The 16586-nt window shown below is 58.0% G+C and carries 15 protein-coding genes and 2 pseudogenes; 11 read left to right on the forward strand and 6 right to left on the reverse strand.

Annotated features, from left to right (window positions below; all coding sequences use genetic code 11):
* Positions 1-6 precede the first annotated feature (6 nt).
* From IWY39_RS11425 to IWY39_RS11445, 5 genes and pseudogenes are all read left to right on the forward strand, one after another.
* Positions 7-720 (forward strand): glutathione S-transferase family protein, encoded by a 714-nt coding sequence (locus IWY39_RS11425; protein ID WP_196871536.1) that lies wholly within the window; start codon positions 7-9, stop codon positions 718-720.
* Between the two features lie 516 nt (positions 721-1236).
* Complete coding sequence (locus IWY39_RS11430) at positions 1237-3387, forward strand: TonB-dependent receptor (RefSeq protein ID WP_196871537.1); 2151 nt, start codon at positions 1237-1239, stop codon at positions 3385-3387.
* A 207-nt stretch (positions 3388-3594) separates the two neighbouring features.
* Positions 3595-4932, forward strand: coding sequence for an MFS transporter (locus tag IWY39_RS11435; RefSeq protein ID WP_196871538.1), 1338 nt, complete (start codon positions 3595-3597; stop codon positions 4930-4932).
* Between the two features lie 108 nt (positions 4933-5040).
* Positions 5041-5709: pseudogene (locus IWY39_RS11440) on the forward strand (IS481 family transposase); the annotation flags it as partial.
* Positions 5710-5737: 28 nt separating this feature from the next.
* Complete coding sequence (locus tag IWY39_RS11445; RefSeq protein WP_331274478.1) at positions 5738-6052, forward strand: transposase; 315 nt, start codon at positions 5738-5740, stop codon at positions 6050-6052.
* Between the two features lie 255 nt (positions 6053-6307).
* On the opposite strand, the gene IWY39_RS11450 is transcribed toward IWY39_RS11445, so the two are convergent.
* Positions 6308-7189, reverse strand: a complete 882-nt coding sequence (locus IWY39_RS11450) for an alpha/beta hydrolase (RefSeq protein WP_196871539.1) — start codon at positions 7187-7189, stop codon at positions 6308-6310.
* A gap of 307 nt (positions 7190-7496) precedes the next feature.
* On the opposite strand from IWY39_RS11450, the gene IWY39_RS11455 reads away from it, so the two are divergent.
* The 4 genes and pseudogenes from IWY39_RS11455 to IWY39_RS11470 all read left to right on the forward strand — a co-directional run.
* Entirely contained in the window at positions 7497-8546 is a 1050-nt protein-coding gene (locus tag IWY39_RS11455) for an aromatic ring-hydroxylating dioxygenase subunit alpha (protein WP_196871540.1), read from the forward strand.
* 109 nt (positions 8547-8655) lie between these two features.
* The gene (locus tag IWY39_RS11460) at positions 8656-10125 is read left to right on the forward strand and encodes an MFS transporter (protein ID WP_196871541.1); all 1470 of its coding nucleotides are present in this window, start codon (positions 8656-8658) and stop codon (positions 10123-10125) included.
* A gap of 187 nt (positions 10126-10312) precedes the next feature.
* Positions 10313-11374 (forward strand): aromatic ring-hydroxylating dioxygenase subunit alpha, encoded by a 1062-nt coding sequence (locus IWY39_RS11465; RefSeq protein ID WP_196871542.1) that lies wholly within the window; start codon positions 10313-10315, stop codon positions 11372-11374.
* A gap of 74 nt (positions 11375-11448) precedes the next feature.
* A pseudogene (locus IWY39_RS11470) lies at positions 11449-11611 on the forward strand (S-(hydroxymethyl)glutathione dehydrogenase); the annotation flags it as partial.
* Positions 11612-11924: 313 nt separating this feature from the next.
* Here the strand turns inward: IWY39_RS11470 and IWY39_RS11475 are convergent.
* The 5 genes from IWY39_RS11475 to IWY39_RS11495 form a co-directional block, all read right to left on the reverse strand.
* Complete coding sequence (locus IWY39_RS11475; RefSeq protein WP_196871543.1) at positions 11925-12248, reverse strand: helix-turn-helix domain-containing transcriptional regulator; 324 nt, start codon at positions 12246-12248, stop codon at positions 11925-11927.
* A gap of 4 nt (positions 12249-12252) precedes the next feature.
* Positions 12253-12591, reverse strand: a complete 339-nt coding sequence (locus IWY39_RS11480) for a type II toxin-antitoxin system RelE/ParE family toxin (protein ID WP_196871544.1) — start codon at positions 12589-12591, stop codon at positions 12253-12255.
* Between the two features lie 55 nt (positions 12592-12646).
* Positions 12647-13915 (reverse strand): tyrosine-type recombinase/integrase, encoded by a 1269-nt coding sequence (locus tag IWY39_RS11485; RefSeq protein WP_196871545.1) that lies wholly within the window; start codon positions 13913-13915, stop codon positions 12647-12649.
* A gap of 581 nt (positions 13916-14496) precedes the next feature.
* Positions 14497-14727 (reverse strand): DUF3253 domain-containing protein, encoded by a 231-nt coding sequence (locus IWY39_RS11490; protein ID WP_409994440.1) that lies wholly within the window; start codon positions 14725-14727, stop codon positions 14497-14499.
* On the reverse strand, positions 14724-15014 hold the full coding sequence (locus tag IWY39_RS11495; protein ID WP_107125003.1) for a UvrB/UvrC motif-containing protein: 291 nt from the start codon (positions 15012-15014) through the stop codon (positions 14724-14726). The genes IWY39_RS11490 and IWY39_RS11495 overlap by 4 nt, the downstream gene beginning before the upstream one ends.
* Positions 15015-15137: 123 nt before the next feature.
* Between IWY39_RS11495 and IWY39_RS11500 the strand changes: the two genes are divergently transcribed.
* Both IWY39_RS11500 and IWY39_RS11505 read left to right on the forward strand, forming a co-directional pair.
* Positions 15138-15434 carry a type II toxin-antitoxin system RelE/ParE family toxin gene (locus IWY39_RS11500; protein WP_107125004.1) on the forward strand — a complete coding sequence of 99 codons (297 nt, stop codon included), beginning with the start codon at positions 15138-15140 and terminating at the stop codon, positions 15432-15434.
* 12 nt (positions 15435-15446) lie between these two features.
* On the forward strand, positions 15447-16580 hold the full coding sequence (locus IWY39_RS11505; RefSeq protein WP_107125005.1) for a HigA family addiction module antitoxin: 1134 nt from the start codon (positions 15447-15449) through the stop codon (positions 16578-16580).
* Positions 16581-16586: the final 6 nt, after the last annotated feature.

Below are 16586 nucleotides of genomic sequence, written 5' to 3' on the forward strand. Positions count from 1 at the left end.
CTGATCATGATCGATCTTTATGCAACCGGAAGCCCCAACGCCGTCAAGATCTTCATTGCACTCGAAGAAATGGGCCTGGAATATGAGCTCCATCTCATCGACCTGATCAAGGGCGCCAATTTCGAGCCCGAGTTCGTGACGCTCAGTCCTACTGCCAAGATCCCCGTCATTGTCGATCATGATGCGATCGGGGGATCAAAGCATACAGTATTTGAATCAGGTGCGATACTACTTTACCTCGCTGAGAAAACCGGAAAATTTCAGCCCGAAGACTCCCTGCAGCGAAGCGATATGCTGCAGTGGCTGATGATGCAGATGTCCAATGTCGGGCCTTATTTTGGTCAATTAGTGCATTTCGGGCGTTATGCCCCCGATGTGACCTATGGCTGTTCCCGCTATCGAACGATCGTTCGCAACATACTCGATGTCGTGGAACGACGCCTTGAGCAGACACCTTTCATCGCCGGGCAGAAATATACTATTGCCGACATGGCCTTTCTTCCATGGCTTCAACCCGTCGACTTCTTCCTCGGCGAGGGCGCGAGTGCAGACTACCCGAGCATGAAAGCTTGGATCGAAAGACTTTCTGCGCGACCGGCCGTCGCCAAGGGACTTCAGATGGCCGCAGATATACGAGCGGAGATGCCGGCTCCATCAGCATCGGCGCCACCCGAAAAGCTCGACCGCCTTCTCGGCCGGGGCGCGTTCAGCCGACGGTAAACGTTCAAAGCGCGATTACCGCTGGCTAAGCATGAAGTTGCGACCTGGTGTGCCGCAAGGGCGGCTAACCGGTGGTCCGCGTCCTTTTTCGACCCAACCGCCTGCGTACGTACGCAGGCAGGATTATTGCGTCGCCTGAAGCGAGGCACTCATCCGCCTGAAATCACGCGGCGGCGCGCGCCAGAGTAGTTGAAAACTGCCCACAGGTTAGTGCGTTGGTCCTGACAACGGCAGGCATCTTGACATAAATAACTAACTTGACCGAACTTAAAAGTCGTAATATGAGAAATGAAGTTAAATCAAACTGACCGTATTAGCGCATTGCGCATAAGAAGCCGGAATATGTCTCAAAAAGATTCGCTGATAGCGTATTGGATTTTGAGCTTGGAACTGCGTGGACCACTAGTGACACGCATTCTGTCATGGTGTCCTAGGTCCGGCTTCGTCGACGCCTGTGCGGCACCTTTTAATAAAGCCTAGAAATCAGGAGATTTCAGGTCATTAGGGGAGGACGTAATGAGAAGCGCACTGTTTTTGTCGACCGCTGCCTGTTCCGTGATGATTTCCGTGTCAGCATACGCGCAAACCCCGGCGGCGCCTTCCGATGCGCCCCAGAGCACCGCGGCTTCTAACGACGCCGTCGATGCCAGCGCGACGGCAGATATCGTCGTCACCGCCACCAAAAGGTCGGAGCGACTGGTCGATGTGCCTCTCGCGGTGGCCGCGTTCGGAGAGAACGCCATCTCCCAACAAGGCATAACCTCGCTCAATGCCCTTGGCCGGCAGACGCCGGGATTAACGATGGTCGTTCGTCAAAACAACACGCCGAACGTGGCGATGCGCGGCGTGGGGGCTTATGGGGCCGTTTCGGGCGTGGGTTTCTTCATCGATGATGTCATCACATTCACCGATCAAGTCGCTCGCATCGAGGATGTCGAGCGAATCGAGATTCTCAAAGGTCCGCAAGGCACCCTTTTCGGCGGCAGCGCGCTTGGCGGCGCCATACGTTATGTGATGAAGACGCCTTCTTTGGACGAGACATCGGGCGAACTCTCGGCTCGCGCCGGCACGAAGAACTATGTGAACGTCTATGGGGCATTCAACGCGCCTCTCATCGGCGACAAGGTCGCGCTACGAGTATCAGGCTATCACACGCGTGATGATGGCTTCGTCTATGACGTCGCGAATGATCAGCCCTCTAGCCCGATCCGGGAAACCGGCGTCCGTGGGCAATTCCTCCTGAAGCCTTCGGATGCCTTAACCGCCCTGCTGACGCTCAAATTCAAGGATCTGCGGACCAACAACGCCTACGCGCCGCAGAGCGATGTCTTCTCGCCGCGTTATGTGACCAACTTCAACTTCGTCGGCAAGAACACGTTCAAGAGCTATAGCGGCGTTCTCGACCTGACCTATGATTTCGGATCGGTGTCGCTTAAATCGATCACCTCGGCGACGGTGCAGGTTCCCTATATCAGGGTCGATCTCGACTTCAGCCCCAATCCGACGATCAACGCCTACACCACGGACGCCTACAAGCCTCATGTCTACACTCAGGAATTGAGGCTCACGTCCGAGCAGAACGATCGTTTTGACTGGATCGCGGGTCTTTACGGTCAGTATGTCAAGGATCCGATCGTTTCGAGCATCGTACCGGTCTATATCGTGCCATTTGCTAATCCCTTCTTCGACTACAACACGAAGCGCACCGATTTTGCGGCATTCGGCACGGGGAACTACCATTTCGGCCAATTCACTTTGACAGGGGGCGTGCGCGTCGGCCGCTACAAGTCGGAAACGCACCAGAATTTCTTGAGAACCGTTGCGATCGGTAATGAATACACCCAAAAGAAGACGTTTGTGCTTCCGCGGGTGGCCCTCTCGTTCAAGCCGGATAACGACTCCTCGATATATGCCTCCTTCTCGCAGGGCCTGAACCCCGGTGGAACCGACGCGACGTCGAATCCCACGAGGCCCTACAGGGCGGAAACGAATACTGACTTTGAGATCGGTGCCAAGGGCTACGCATTCGATCGCCGGCTGTTCTATGACGTCAATCTCTTCTACCTGATCGAGAAGAACCGCCAGTTGCAGACTTCGACAAATGTCGGCGGCGTAACGGTGAAGACGACCAGTAATATCGGTGACTCCATCAACAAGGGTGCCGAGGTGAATTTGAACTTCCGCGCGACCGATGCTTTGACGGTGAACGCTGGTGCCAGCTATTTGTCGGCGAAATGGCGCAAAGGTGCTCGGTTCAATAGTGTCGACATTTCCGGTCGAGAGGTTCCGAACTCGCCCAAGTGGACCGCTGTCATGGGCGCTACGTATGTCCAGCCGCTCAACAGCTCTCTCAACCTTAATCTTCATGCCGACGCGTCTTATTCGGACAAGTTCCAGTGGGATCCAAACTACCGTCCGGTGGTCGGAACAAATCCGTCCTATTGGATCGCGAGCGCTCGCATCGCGCTTGAATCCGCTGATGGCAGATGGGAGATTTCCGGGCGGGTGGATAACCTGTTCGACGAGAAGTATTTCACGGAATTCTTCCCGGCCTATTATGCTGCGCCTAACGCCAATGGTGTCTGTCCGGCCGCTACGCCGCTCTGCAACGTTGGCGCTATGGGTGAGCGCCGGCGCTTCGTCGTGGCTGTTTCGACGAAATTCTAATCAATCGGAATCGCCTCGGCGGCCATCCTGTCGCCGAGTCGGATTTCATTATAATTTCCCCGGGCGCCGGTGACGGTGTCACCCTACCGCTCACGACGTCGACCGATGGCTGAGGGTGCAATTGTCCCAGAATCACATGGCTTCCAGCAAAGGAATGCCCTCCTCCTGGGCGCCTTCTGAAACTATCTAAAGGTGGTGGTGTGAAGCATGGAATCAAGGACGGCCTCCCTCGGAGAGCAAACGATCGTCTCCGGTTCTCGAATTGCGAAGGTCTGGCTGCTCTGTTTTCTGGTGGCGTTGACCGACGGCTTTGATAATCAGCTTGTCTCCTTCGCCGCCCCCGGGATATCGCGCGAATGGGATGTCTCAAAAGCCGCACTCGGCACGGTCCTCTCGGCAAGCATCGTGGGCATGGTGTTTGGCCTACTTGTTCAAGGGGCGCTTTCTGACCGCTTCGGGCGCAAGCCGGTAATCCTGTATTCGCTCGTTGCCTTCGGCGCATGCAGCTTCCTGTCGGTACTGGCGCAGTCGGCGGTCCAGATGACGGCGCTGCGTTTTGTCGGCGGCGTAGGGATGGGCGCAGTTTTGCCGAACGCCATCGCTCTTACCGCCGAATTCGCTCCTGAACGCTTGCGCTCGCGCATGGTCATGGCGATGAGCGTCGGCGTGCCGACGGGCGGGCTCACAGCAGGCGCGATCAGCACTTGGCTTCTCGCAAGCCATGGCTGGCGAACCATCTTCCTTGTCGGGGGCGCCTTGCCCCTACTCCTTGCCATTGCCGTTCTTCTATTCCTTCCGGAGTCGCCGGTGTTCCAGATCTTGCGCGAGGAACGCCAGAAGGGCGAACGTTCTGCGGCAGCCTTTCGGAACTCGGCGAGTCAGAATACGGCCTCGTTCGGCCGTTCAGACGGCAGCGCCCAACCCAGGAGCGGCTTCGCCGCACTGATCGGGAGCGAATTGCGCAGCCGTACCCTTATCTTGTGGCTGGTCTGTGCGATCAATCTTCTGCTTCTCTACTCGCTGCTGAGCTGGATGCCTCTGATACTGGTGGCATCCGGCACGCCCGTACATCTGGCGAGTCTCTCGGGTGTGCTGCTGAATCTCGGAATCATTGTGGCAAGCTTTCCGTTGGGCTGGGCCGCGGACCGCTTTGGGACGGCGCGAATTCTGATGCTCTGCTTCTGGGCGGCAGCGGGCGCCTTCGTCGTGACCGGTTACGCATTGAGCGCCCCGCTGCCTGTCCTTCTCGCGGGTTGCGCATTGCTTGGTCTCACATCCGGCGGAGGGCAGCTTCTCATCATCGCTCTGCTGACAAGCGCCTATCCGGCAACCGTCAGGACCACCGGCATCGGCTTCGCGTCCATTGCCGGCCGTACTGGTGCAATGGCGGGCCCGGCGCTATGCGGCGTACTGCTCGGGGCGGGAATGACCGAAAAGTGGTTGCTCGTTCTGCTCGCCGGCCCAGCGATTGTCGGAGCTCTGGCGAGTAGAGCGGCGCACCGTTTTGAAGCCAGCGATGGCTGCCCGCAGACCGCCTTGCGGTAACAGCTTTTGGATAGCGCATGATTGCGGGTACCCTGAGACAGGGGGCCCTAGGTGTTTGATCCCACGGTTTGATGGTGCGATCCTTTCGTTGGAATGGAAGGAAGCCGTATGGGACAGGATTGTCATGGGTGCGCCACGACCACGCACGCCGTCCGAGCGGCAATACAGCGATAGCAAGCTTCGCTAGCGACGCTGAGCCGTGAACTGGGGATCAACCCGAAGACGGTGGCAAAGTGGCGCAAGCGGACAACCGTCGAGGATCTGAAAACCGGGCCGAAGGCCCCTCATTCAACAACCATGACCGAAGCGGAGGAGGCGATGATTGTCGCGTTCCGGCGTCACACACTGCCGCCGCTCGACGACTGCCCCTATGCGTTGCGACCGTCTATCCCGCACCTGGCACGATCAGCGCTGCACCGATGCCTCCAACGGCACGGCATCTCACGGCTGCCGGATGTTGAAGGCGACAAGCCGAAGCGGCAACGCTTCAAGCGCTACCCGATCGGCTTCTTCCACATCGATATCGCCGAGGTGCAGACTGCGGAAGGCAAACTATACCTGTTCGTCGGCGTCGATCGCACCAGCAAGTTTGCGGTTACCCAGTTGGTCGACAAGGCCGATCGACGAACTGCGTGGGAGTTCCTGGAACACCTGCTGAAAGCCGTACCTTACCGCGTCCATACAATCCTGACAGGTAATGGCATCCAGTTCGCCGAGCAGCCGCGCAACCGCAACACCGCCTGGTCGCGCCAGATGCGCTTCGACATGATATGCGAGGCTTACGGCAGCCGCCTTCGCCGCTGCAGTGGATGAAGCAGGACGCTTCCGACAATCACGCAATGCCGGCGCCTATTTTGGTCTCGTACCTCGAGGTCATCAGTCGGGCGAGTTCGATTGGACGGGCCGGATCACCAAGCAAGGGAATGGGACCGTCCGCAAGCTGCTCGACGAAGCCGTCAACTCGATCCTGACCAGCAGCAAAGAGACGTTCGCACTGAAGACGTGGGCCATGACAGTTGCGAAGCGCCGCAGCCTGAAGAAGGTCCGTGTCGCCCTCGCTCGTCGCCTCGCGGTCATCATGCATGCCATGCTGCGCGACGGGACTTTGTTCCAGGCGTGAAATAGGATAGAAACTGTTTGCCAGCGGTGAAGCGTCAAAGCTGATCCGAGGGCGATGTCCCGCGAGGGAACGCAGGGGCGAACGATCTGCGAAGGCGCTCAGATGGATCTAAAAGTCCGCGTAGAATCAATGCAACTTTCGCCTCTGGGAGACCCGATACAGCACGACCAGGCTCCGGCTTGGCCAGTGCGGACAGGCCCATGAAACCCTCAAGGGATCGGCACCGCCTAGCAACTGCAATTACAGATCTTGACCCTAGTCGGCCCCGCGCTCCAGGACGGCGCATCCAATCGCGAATGCGATCTGGGCTTGCTGCAATTCCTGGCCTGAATGATGAAAGTCGATTGCGTGACCAGCGCCGACCACCAGTGCGGCATCGACCCTTGGCGATAGTACGAATGCCTTTGCGACACGTTCGACCTCGCCTTCCGCCTTCGACCAGAGAACATCATGTTCGCCATGGCGATAGTGCACCGGCGCGCGAACCAATGCATAGACATCGGAGGCCCGGCTCGGGAATGCGTTGATATCGATGATTTCACGAAAGATGACCGCATGATTTGCAGCCGCGGAATGTTTCGGTGCATCTGCCGCATAGGTTCCTTCTGGGCCAAACATATGTCCGATTTTCACCTCATCGGGAACTTCGAGATACACTTCCTCCGGCGGCTCCCCTTCAAATGCAGGCACGCCCTCCGGATGAGCGAGTGCGATGCCGGACACCGCCAACCCCAGCAACGGCCAACTGGGTTCGCTCGCTGCGATCAGGGTACTAATCGCGCCTCCCATGGAATGGCCTACAAGAAACACCCCGCTCGACTGCCCGTTATCGCGGCGCCAAAGTTCAGCGATTCCTGCCTCTAGCCGGTGAGCGTTTGCCTGCAGAATTGCATCCTCGCATTCGAGCAACGTGCTCCCGCCGTAGCCTGGTCGATCAAATGCGACGGCTGAGCAACCCGCCGCCGCCGCCCGATCGAGCAGTGAGTACCCCGCTATGTCGAAATATTTGGAGGTGTAGCTGCCGCCATGGATGGCCACGATCAGCGGGCCGCCTCTGATGCGCGCTTTGTCGCTCGGATCTGCGCGGCGGCCTGCCAACACGCCGCCATCGACTTCGATCTGGAATTCCACGCTCATTTGACCTTCCTTCTAACCTGGGCATTCGAAACTGAGTCGGCCTGCAGGATTCGAGCGGACGTGCCTTCCTGCACCCGGTCATGGCCTTCCCCAGCCCATACTGCATGCTGAAAAAGCCATCGTCTCGTCTCGTTGATAGCCATTTAACCCAAAGATGTGATGCTATAAGCTCATTATCTGGCAAAAATGTTTTTATATGGCAATCAATATTCTCTCTTATTGACATTTTTGCTCCGATTTTGCAGGGGAAGCTGCCCATGCGTGCGCTGCTTGGGCCGCGCCGCCTCGTATCCAAAGGAGAATGAAATTGTCTGGTCTTTATCTCCTTAACTGCTGGTATCTTGCTGCCTGGGCGGGCGAATTGGCTCCCGGAGCTCATTTGCGGCGCACCTTGCTTGACCAGCCTGTGCTTTTGATGCGTAGCGATGCCGGCAAGGTGGCCGCGATCGGGGATGTCTGTCCGCATCGCTTCGCGTCGCTCAGCGAAGGCAAATTCGAGAGCGGAATTGTCGAATGTCCTTATCATGGATTGCGTTTCGACATGGACGGACGGTGCGTTCATAACCCTCATGGCGACGGCAAAATACCCGAGCGAGCGCGGGTGCGGAGCTATACCGTTGCTGAGCGCCATGGCGCGATTTGGTTTTGGCCCGGCGACCCCGACATCGCTAATCCCAGCGATATTCCGAACTTCTCGTTCCTGGACGGGCCGTCGGTTGGGACTGGAGGCTATCTCCTGACCAAGGCCAACTATCAGCTGATGTGCGACAACATCATGGATCTCAGTCATGCCGATTTTCTGCATCGCACCACGCTCGGAACCGAGGGCGACATCGCTAGAGCCAGCGCAAAGGCGCAGATGGAGGGCGATGTGGTCACGATCAAATGGGCGTTCGATGGCAAGGGCATGGTCATGAACCGTCTGCCTGATGATCCTATCGACGTTCACACCGAATTCGAGGTCACCTGGCACGCACCCGGGGCAATGATATTGCGCAGTTCGTCGTATCCCATCGGCGTTGAAGGCGAACAAGGTCACATTGTTGGCGGTCATAAGCGCGTATCCGCGCATATCATGACGCCTGAGTCCGAGTATCGTACCCATTATTTCTTCAACACGACTGACGCTGGGCGCGTCGAACGGATCGGAAAAGTGTTCGAGCTTGAAGATGGCGCGATGCTCGAAGAGGTACAGTGCAATATGAGGACCGAGAAGTTCTGGGATCTCGCTCCACTCATTCTCTCTAGCGATCGGGGCGCCGTCATGGCGCGCCGCGCTCTTGAACGCAGAATTCGTCGCGAGCAGGAAACAATTGCGCCTTCCAACTCCATTGCCGCAGCAGACCACGCCGAATAACAGGAGCAAGCTGCCAACCTTGCCGATTGAGGCGCTAGGCCGGTCGGATTGTGATCGCATTGCCGCCCGCGACGTTCTCGCGCGCTGCACAGATTGAACAGGAATTGCCATGGGTGAGCTGGCGGACCCCCGCAAGCGGCGGATCGTGCTCGTCTCGATCCTGCTCGCGAATTTCATGGTGGCGATGGAAGCCACCATCGTCGCGACGGCAATGCCCCACATCGTCGGGGAAATCGGCGGCTTTGCATGTTATACGTGGGTATTCTCTGGTTATCTACTCGCGCAATGTACGATGACTCTGATATTCGGTGGGCTTGCGGACATCTTCGGACGCAATCCGATCATGATCCTTGGCATTGCGGTGTTCCTGGCGGGATCGCTGCTCGCTGGTTTCTCGACCTCGATGCTGTGGCTCATCGCCTTCCGGCTCCTGCAGGGAATCGGTGCGGGTGCTATCCAACCGATGGTGATCACCATGATCGGAGACCTCTACACAGTTTCGGAACGAGGAAGAATTCAGGCAATCGTCGCAACGGTCTGGGCGGGGGCCGCTGTGATCGGGCCGCTCACGGGGGCGTTCATTGTCGCCCACCTGTCATGGGGCTGGATATTCTGGATTAATCTGCCGATCGGACTGGTGACGATCGCTGGCTTGGCCGGATATCTGAAAGTAGAGGTTTCGCCCAAAAGCGCGAGAATTGATTATGGCGGGGCTGTTACCTTCGCGATAGCGAATGTCAGCCTTCTTGTTCTTCTGACCGGGACAGGGATCGGCACCGCGACTTGGATCGCCTTGGCCGCTATCTGCATAACTTCGGCAATCCTGTTCATTGCTTTCGAAATGCGCGCGGCCGATCCGATGATCTCGATCGCCTTATGGGGTAGGCCGCTGATCGCCGCCAGCAATGCGGCATCCTTTCTCGCAGGGATAGCTTTTATTGGCGTGACCACGGTCATGCCGCTATATGTCCAGGGGGTCATGGGCCACACGGCTGTTGTTGCGGGCTTTACGCTGACCACCTTGCTGGTCGGCTGGACGTTATCCATGTCTTTTTGCAATTGGCTTTATGCGGCCTTGGGAGTGCGTGGCGCACTTCGGCTTGGCGGAATGGCGTTGCCGCTCGGAGCGGCACTTCTGCTCCTGTTGACGCCGCATAGCAGTCCCGTCTTCGCCAGCTTGGGCTCGCTTGGGATGGGCATGGGGATGGGGCTGATCAGCATCACCAGTATCGTCCAGGTGCAAGAGAGCGTTGAATGGTCGATGCGCGGTAGCGCCACTTCGTCGATCATTTTTTCTCGCAGTCTCGGAAATGCGCTGGGAGCAACCGTTATGGGAGCCGTTCTAAATGTCGGCATTGCCCATTTTGGTCGTGGCGGGCAGGCCGAGGCCCTGAAGCATTTGCTCAACACGCCCGAAGGTTTGGCTCACCTCTACGACAAGCCTGTATTGGTGCCGGTGTTTGATGCCGCCCTCCATTGGAGCTTCGGAGGAATGCTAGTGATCGCGTTTCTAACCCTCGCTGCCGCTTGGCTGATGCCTATCGCGTCTGGCGAACAGACCTCCCGAACGGCGGATTGAGAGAATGTCGTCGCGCGATCGCACCGAGGCGTTAGACACGCAACCATGAGAGACATAAAAATCCTAAATATGAACTTATGGATTAGCAATTCTATACAAAGTCGCATATTTTGACTTTTTGGCGCGAAACCTGTAGGGAAAACTAGTATCGCGGCAAACGACACCAGAGCCTCAAAGGAGCAAGAATTTGTCTGGGATTTATCTCCTCAATTGCTGGTATGTCGCTGCTTGGGCGAGCGAGTTGGCACCCGGACGCCATCTGCGCCGCGTCTTGCTTGGGGAGCCTGTGCTGCTGCTGCGCGGCCAAAGCGGCGAAACAGCGGCCATTGGCAATGTGTGTCCGCACCGCTTCGCTTCGCTGAGCGACGGAAAATTCGAGAATGACGTTGTCGAATGCCCCTATCATGGCCTGCGCTTTGCTATGTCCGGACAATGTGTGCATAACCCGCACGGCGATGGGAAAATTCCGGAGCGAGCCAAGGTCCGCAGCTATCCCGTAGCCGAAAAATATGGCGCGATCTGGATATGGCCCGGCGATCCGGAAGCGGCCGACCGCGGCATCATACCTGACTTCTCGTTCCTTGATGTTCCTATTGAGACGGAGAGAGCTGGCGGCCATTTGCGTACGGACGCCAACTACCAGTTGCTGACCGATAACATATTGGACTTGAGCCACGCTGACTTCGTTCACACAACCACTCTCAGCACAGGTGGCGATATCGCGCGCTGTCAGGCTAAGGCGCAGGTGGACGGAGAAGTCGTAAGCGTCAAATGGGTGTTTGACGGCAAGGGTATGGTTATGAACCGGTCTGCCGAAAATCCGGTGGATGTTCACACCGAGTTCGAAGTTATCTGGCATGCCCCCGGAGCGATGATTTTGAAAAGCGCTTCGCGTCCGGTTGAGGCGGAGACTGGCGTTGGCCACACAAGGGTCGCGGCGCATATCATGACGCCCGAGACCGACAAGAGCACGCATTATTTCTTCGATGTCGCCGATCGTCGTTATCTCGATCGGGTCACGCAAATCTTCGAAGAGGAAGACGGCGTGATGCTCGAGCAAATTCAGCGAAACATGCGCGGCGAGGATCTGTGGGATCTGCACCCGGCCATCCTGTCCAGCGACCGGGGTGCCGTTCTTGCTAGACGAACGCTGCAACGAAAAATCCGCCATGAGCAGGAAAGTCAGGTCGACCGTGCCTCCAGCCCGGCTGAAAGCGTCGAGGCTGAGGCAGACGCACACGTTCGGTAAGCCCTGTAAGAGCCCATCCTACCCGATCGCGCTGCGTTTCCTCCGCGAAACATGCAGGGAGCGAGAGTAAAACGATGAAAACCCGTGCCGCCGTAGCCTTCGAAGCGAAAAGGCCGCTGGAGATCGTTGAGGTCGACCTTGAGGGCCCGAAGTTAGGCGAAGTGCTGCTTGGTCATGGCGACCGGCATCTGTCACACCGACGCCTATACGGTGGAGGTGTCAACGGCGGTTGGACTTCAGGCCAGCGGGGCGGCAGCGGTGGGCGGACTCCATGAGGCGGTAGCTGTCGCCGTTCACGCCGATTCACAGACAATGTAGAGCCCGACCGTGCTAGGTCCGCACGGGGTATGCCAAATAATGTGCCGAACCGGCCGTTTTCGCCCCACGCTTGTCACGGCTGACATGGTCATCCAAGTCAAATAGAGGTCGGACACTTGGTTTTGCTCCGAGGCTGCAGCAGATTGCGCAGGCCCGCAGTGAAGTAGAGGCGTGGCACGTTGAAGGGTTGGATTTGGATAGACACATGGGTCGGCTTCCGTGCCGGCAGCAGTCAGCCAAGCTCTACTGCATGTGCTACGATTGCAACGCCAAGGCGCTCGCGCACCGCTCCGAAAATGGCTGCCAGATTGTCCATGCTGGGGTTTCCCTTCTCGGACAACATCCGGTGCAGGCTTTTGCTCGGCCGGTTCGTTTGGGCCGCCAAGGCTTCAAACCCAACCGACGCATTCACCAGGTCACGAAGGATCAGGCGTGCAATATCGGGCTCACCGTTAAGGAATGCCGTCGCGGCCTCGTCGAGCATGGCTTTGGCAAAGGCAGGATCGCGCGCTGCGCGCTCTTTCACCGTCTCCTTGAAATCGCGCGTCAGTACCATTTTTCTATCCCTTGGCTTTCTTCGCAGCCGCCTTACGGCTCTTATACTCCCTCAGCAGTAGGCTGGCACGATCGATATCGGCCTGTTGTCGCTTCTTCGTCCCCCCTACAAGCAGGATGATCAGTTCATCTCCATCCTGTCCAAGATAAAGCCGATAGCCTGGTCCCCAATCGATCCGATATTCTCCGAGACCGCCGCCGATCCATTTGACGTTCGACAGATTGCCGAGCTCCAGCCTGACAATCGCCGTTGCCACCTTAGCCCCGGCCTGGGTGTCGAGATCGCCAAACCATGAACGGAACGGGCTGGAGCCGTCCTCACGGATATACTCCTGTACGATCAATTCATGGCCTTTCCGGTAACGTATATGTTACCATTTGTCTAGTCGTTTTTGTGGCTCAAGCAACCAGACGGAGGCGGTCCAGCTTCGCAGCCCCTTGCGCGAGGAGCTTGGCAATCTCGTCGGATGTCCGTCGTACGGCCAGCTTGAGGGCTTCATCGACGTGGATGTAATCCTGCGTCACATTTTGCGAAGCGTGCCCCAGCATCGCGCGGATCGTAAGTTCGGAGAAGCCCAGTTCAGCTGCGATGCTGGCGAAGGTATGCCTCAGAACATGGGGGGTAACGTCGGAAATTCCGGCAAACCCGCAAACCCGCTGCAGGCAGGCGCTGACGGCCGTAAAGGGGCCATCCCCGGTGGTTGCGGTAAACACATAAGGACTGCCTGCGATCTGCGGCTGCGACACGATCACCTTGATCGCTTCCGGCCCGATCGCTCGGATTTGTCCATCGGTCTTGGTATCAGGGAAAGCGACGAAGCCTCCCATCGGATTTACCCATGCCCGCTGCATGGCTTGTCCCTCTTCGCGACGATAACCTGTCAGCAGCAATAGTCTGATGACGGCAATGCCGGTCGGGCTGACGCCCTGCTGCTCGGCATAGACCATTGCCTTGCCCAGCGCTTTGATCTCGGCGACGCTGAGACGTCTCGTTTTTTTATTGCCAGCGAGCTTCTTGGCACCCTTTGTAGGATGCTCGGCGAGTAAGCCTTTATGCTTTGCATGGCCCAAGATGGCCTGAAGGGTCGCCAGGCAGCGTGCTGCAACACCGGGGCCCCCGGTCACCTTGCCGCCCCGGCCGTCAGGTCGGGGCTTTTTCGTCTTTCCGGTCGCCACATCGTTTTGCATCGCCTCGACATCAGCAATGGTCAGATGACGGGCGATCCGTTTGCCGAGCAGCGGCTTTATGTGAGTTCGGATTCGGCTTTCATCCATCGCGAGTGAGGACTCCTTGATCGGCCGGTTTCGTCGTCCAAGAATTCTGCCTGCATGGGCTTCCGTCAGATACCAGTCGCACAGTTCAGCCACGTTCATCTCGTTCCTGGCGCGGCGAGCGTCATCCGCCGGGTCTTCCCCGGCGGCAACCGCGCCGAGCTTGATCTTGGCTAGATCGCGCGCTTGCTCAGCAGTGATCACGCCAAAGCGACCGATATTGACGCGGCGCTTGATGCCCTCGGCATTCCGGTACTGGATGATGAATGTCTTGAGGCCTGATGGAAGCACGCGAATGCCGAAACCTCGAATCTCACTGTCCCAAAGGACAAACTGCTTTTCCCCTGGGGGCTTAAGCGCATCGATCGAACGCTTGTTTAGCTTGGCAGTTGGCATCGCCACCTCCATTTGGAGACAAAGCTCCAAACGGTAGCCATTGTCTCCATATTGTCTCCAAAATATGCCGTTTCGTGGCGTATTGCAGGATATGACGTGGTAGACTAAAATCAATATCTAATTGAAATATAGTACAAAATAGCAATACCGGAAACTGTGGCGTAGCGTTGGAATCAAATTGCCAAGGTTGGGGTCGAGGGTTCGAATCCCTTCGCCCGCTCCAAAAAGCCAGCAATTACAACGTCTTAGCCCTCAGGGGCAGAACCGGACTTTTAGCGGGGTAACGCTGGGGTAACATTGCCTTTTTGCTAGGCTGGGCGGGACTGGCTCTGTCGGGCACGGGCGATTCCTCTCAACATCGCCGCCCTCCGCACTTCCGCCGCACAAGCTGACTCGCAATCGTGGCTGCGCTGACCGGTATGCCCCCGTACCCTTCGCGCCGCAGTTCCTTCTATTTCCGCCCTCGACGCGTCTCGAGGGGCATCGGCGTGCGTCACAGCGCAACACCCTTGCCAGGCTCGTCACCTTCCTCTCGACCCGCAGAATGGCGCTGTGCCGCAACAACGGCCGAACCATCACCTTCACCCAATCCGATAAGGCCCAGCCCGCTCCGCCAGCGCCTTGCCCTTCCAGCTCAACCGAACCAAGCCCTCGCCCATCAATTCGTCCACGGCGGCATGCACCGTCGGCATCTCGTCCCGCCAGCCATCCGGCCCAGCAATGGCCCGCGCCACCTCGCTCGGGCACACGGTCGCGCCCGGCGCCCTGCCGGCCAGCAGCGCCAGCGCCATTTCCCGCGCGCTCGCCGTCACGGCCTCCAGCGCCCCTTGCGGGACGATCGGCCGGCGGTCATCGGGTCGGGCTTGGCGGGCGGCCTCCAACCCTCCGGCGCGGCCACGCGCTGTCGGCTGGTGCCAAGACCCATAGCGCCCGGCCGCTGACGCTCGACGCCCGACAGGTCCGCCCGCTCGGCCTCCGCCGCCGTGGCGCCGCCGCGCATCAGGCTGATCATGTCGCGCAGGCGGCTCGCCTCCTCAAAATCCAGGGCGCGGACTGCGGCGTCCATCTTGGCTTGGAGGGTGGCAATAGTGTCGGTCATTGTGGGTGAAACACCTGCCCGAGCCGAACGATGCATTCGCGTGATTCCACAAGCTGCAACTGAACGCCCCTAGTTCAGTCATGTTGTTGACTTATTCGAGGTCGGCCTCTAGGCTGATTCAGCATGAGGATCGAATTCGCCGATGCCGACTTGCAGCGCATATGCACCGATGAAGCTCACAAACTTGGGCTTCCTTTTGCGGTGATTCACGCGGCCCGTCGCCGCTTGGTGCAGCTGGAAGCGGCCGTGGACGAGAGGGATCTAAGGAATTTGAAGAGTTTGCACTACAAGAAACTTCAGGGTTGCCAGGATGGAAGGCGAAGCGTCCGTATCAACGATCAGTACCGAATTATCTTTCGTTTGCTCGAAAATGAGCGGCCGCCGACCATTAAAATTGTCGCTATCGGCGACACGCATTGAGGGAGATCGGAAATGACGATTGCGTCTTGTCTGATTGACGTTCCTCATCCCGGCGAGTTCATCCGGGAGGAGCTGGACGCGCGCGGCTGGTCCCAGCGCGACCTCGCATATATTCTTGGCGTGCCCGAGCAGGCCGTGAACCTGATCACTTCTGGCAAGAGAGGCATCAGCCCCGAAATGGCGAAGGCGCTTGGCAAGGCGTTCGATGTCTCTGCCGACTATTTTGCCAATCTCCAGCAAGTTTATGAGATGGCCAACGCTCGCGCGCCTGACCCGGCAGTAGAGCGTCGGGCTAACCTGCAAAATGCTTTCCCGATCCGGGAGATGATAAAACGCGGGTGGTTGGCAGATACCGACATTGGGCTACTTGAAGCCCAGGTCATGCGTTTTTTCTGCAAGAACGATTTGGCTGATGTCCCTCACATGGCCCACGCGGCGAAGAAGGCGGACTACTCGGAAACCAGCCCATTCCAGTTGGCATGGCTGTTCAGGGTTCGCCAGATCGCCGCCGAAATGGTGGCCCCTGCATATTCGGCCTCCAAGCTGAAGGCTCTTGTGGCGGACCTTCCGCGTTACATGAAGCATGCCGAAGAAATTCGGCATATGCCGCGCCTGCTGGCGGAGTGCGGGGTTCGTTTCTTGATCGTGGAGACATTACCGAAAGCGAGCATCGATGGCGTGTGTTTCTGGCTGGACGACAATGCGCCGGTAGTGGGGCTGACTACCCGGCATGATCGCATCGACAATTTTTGGTTCGTGCTGCGCCACGAGCTAGAACATGTGCTCAATGGCGATGGTCGTGGCGAACTGAACGGCGAGCAGATCGATGTTGATCTTGAAGCTGCTGGTGGTCGGGATGACCTTCCCCCGGCCGAACGCAAGGCAAACGCAGCAGCGCAGGATTGCTGCGTTCCGGCGACTGAGCTGGAGTCCTTCTTCACTCGGAAATACCCCTACATCGCAGAGAAAGATGTCATCGGCTTCGCCGGCAGGCTTGGGCGACACCCAGGGATCGTCGTTGGTCAGCTGCAGAGACGCATGGACCGCTATGATTGGCTGACCCGCCACAAGGTCAAAGTGCGTCAGTTTCTGATGGGTAACAGCGTCGTTGACGGATGGGGCGATGTTGCTCCGGTTTCGCTTTGAGGAGCG

The sequence above is a fragment of the Sphingobium sp. JAI105 genome, from assembly GCF_015752145.1.
Lineage (GTDB): Bacteria > Pseudomonadota > Alphaproteobacteria > Sphingomonadales > Sphingomonadaceae > Sphingobium > Sphingobium xenophagum.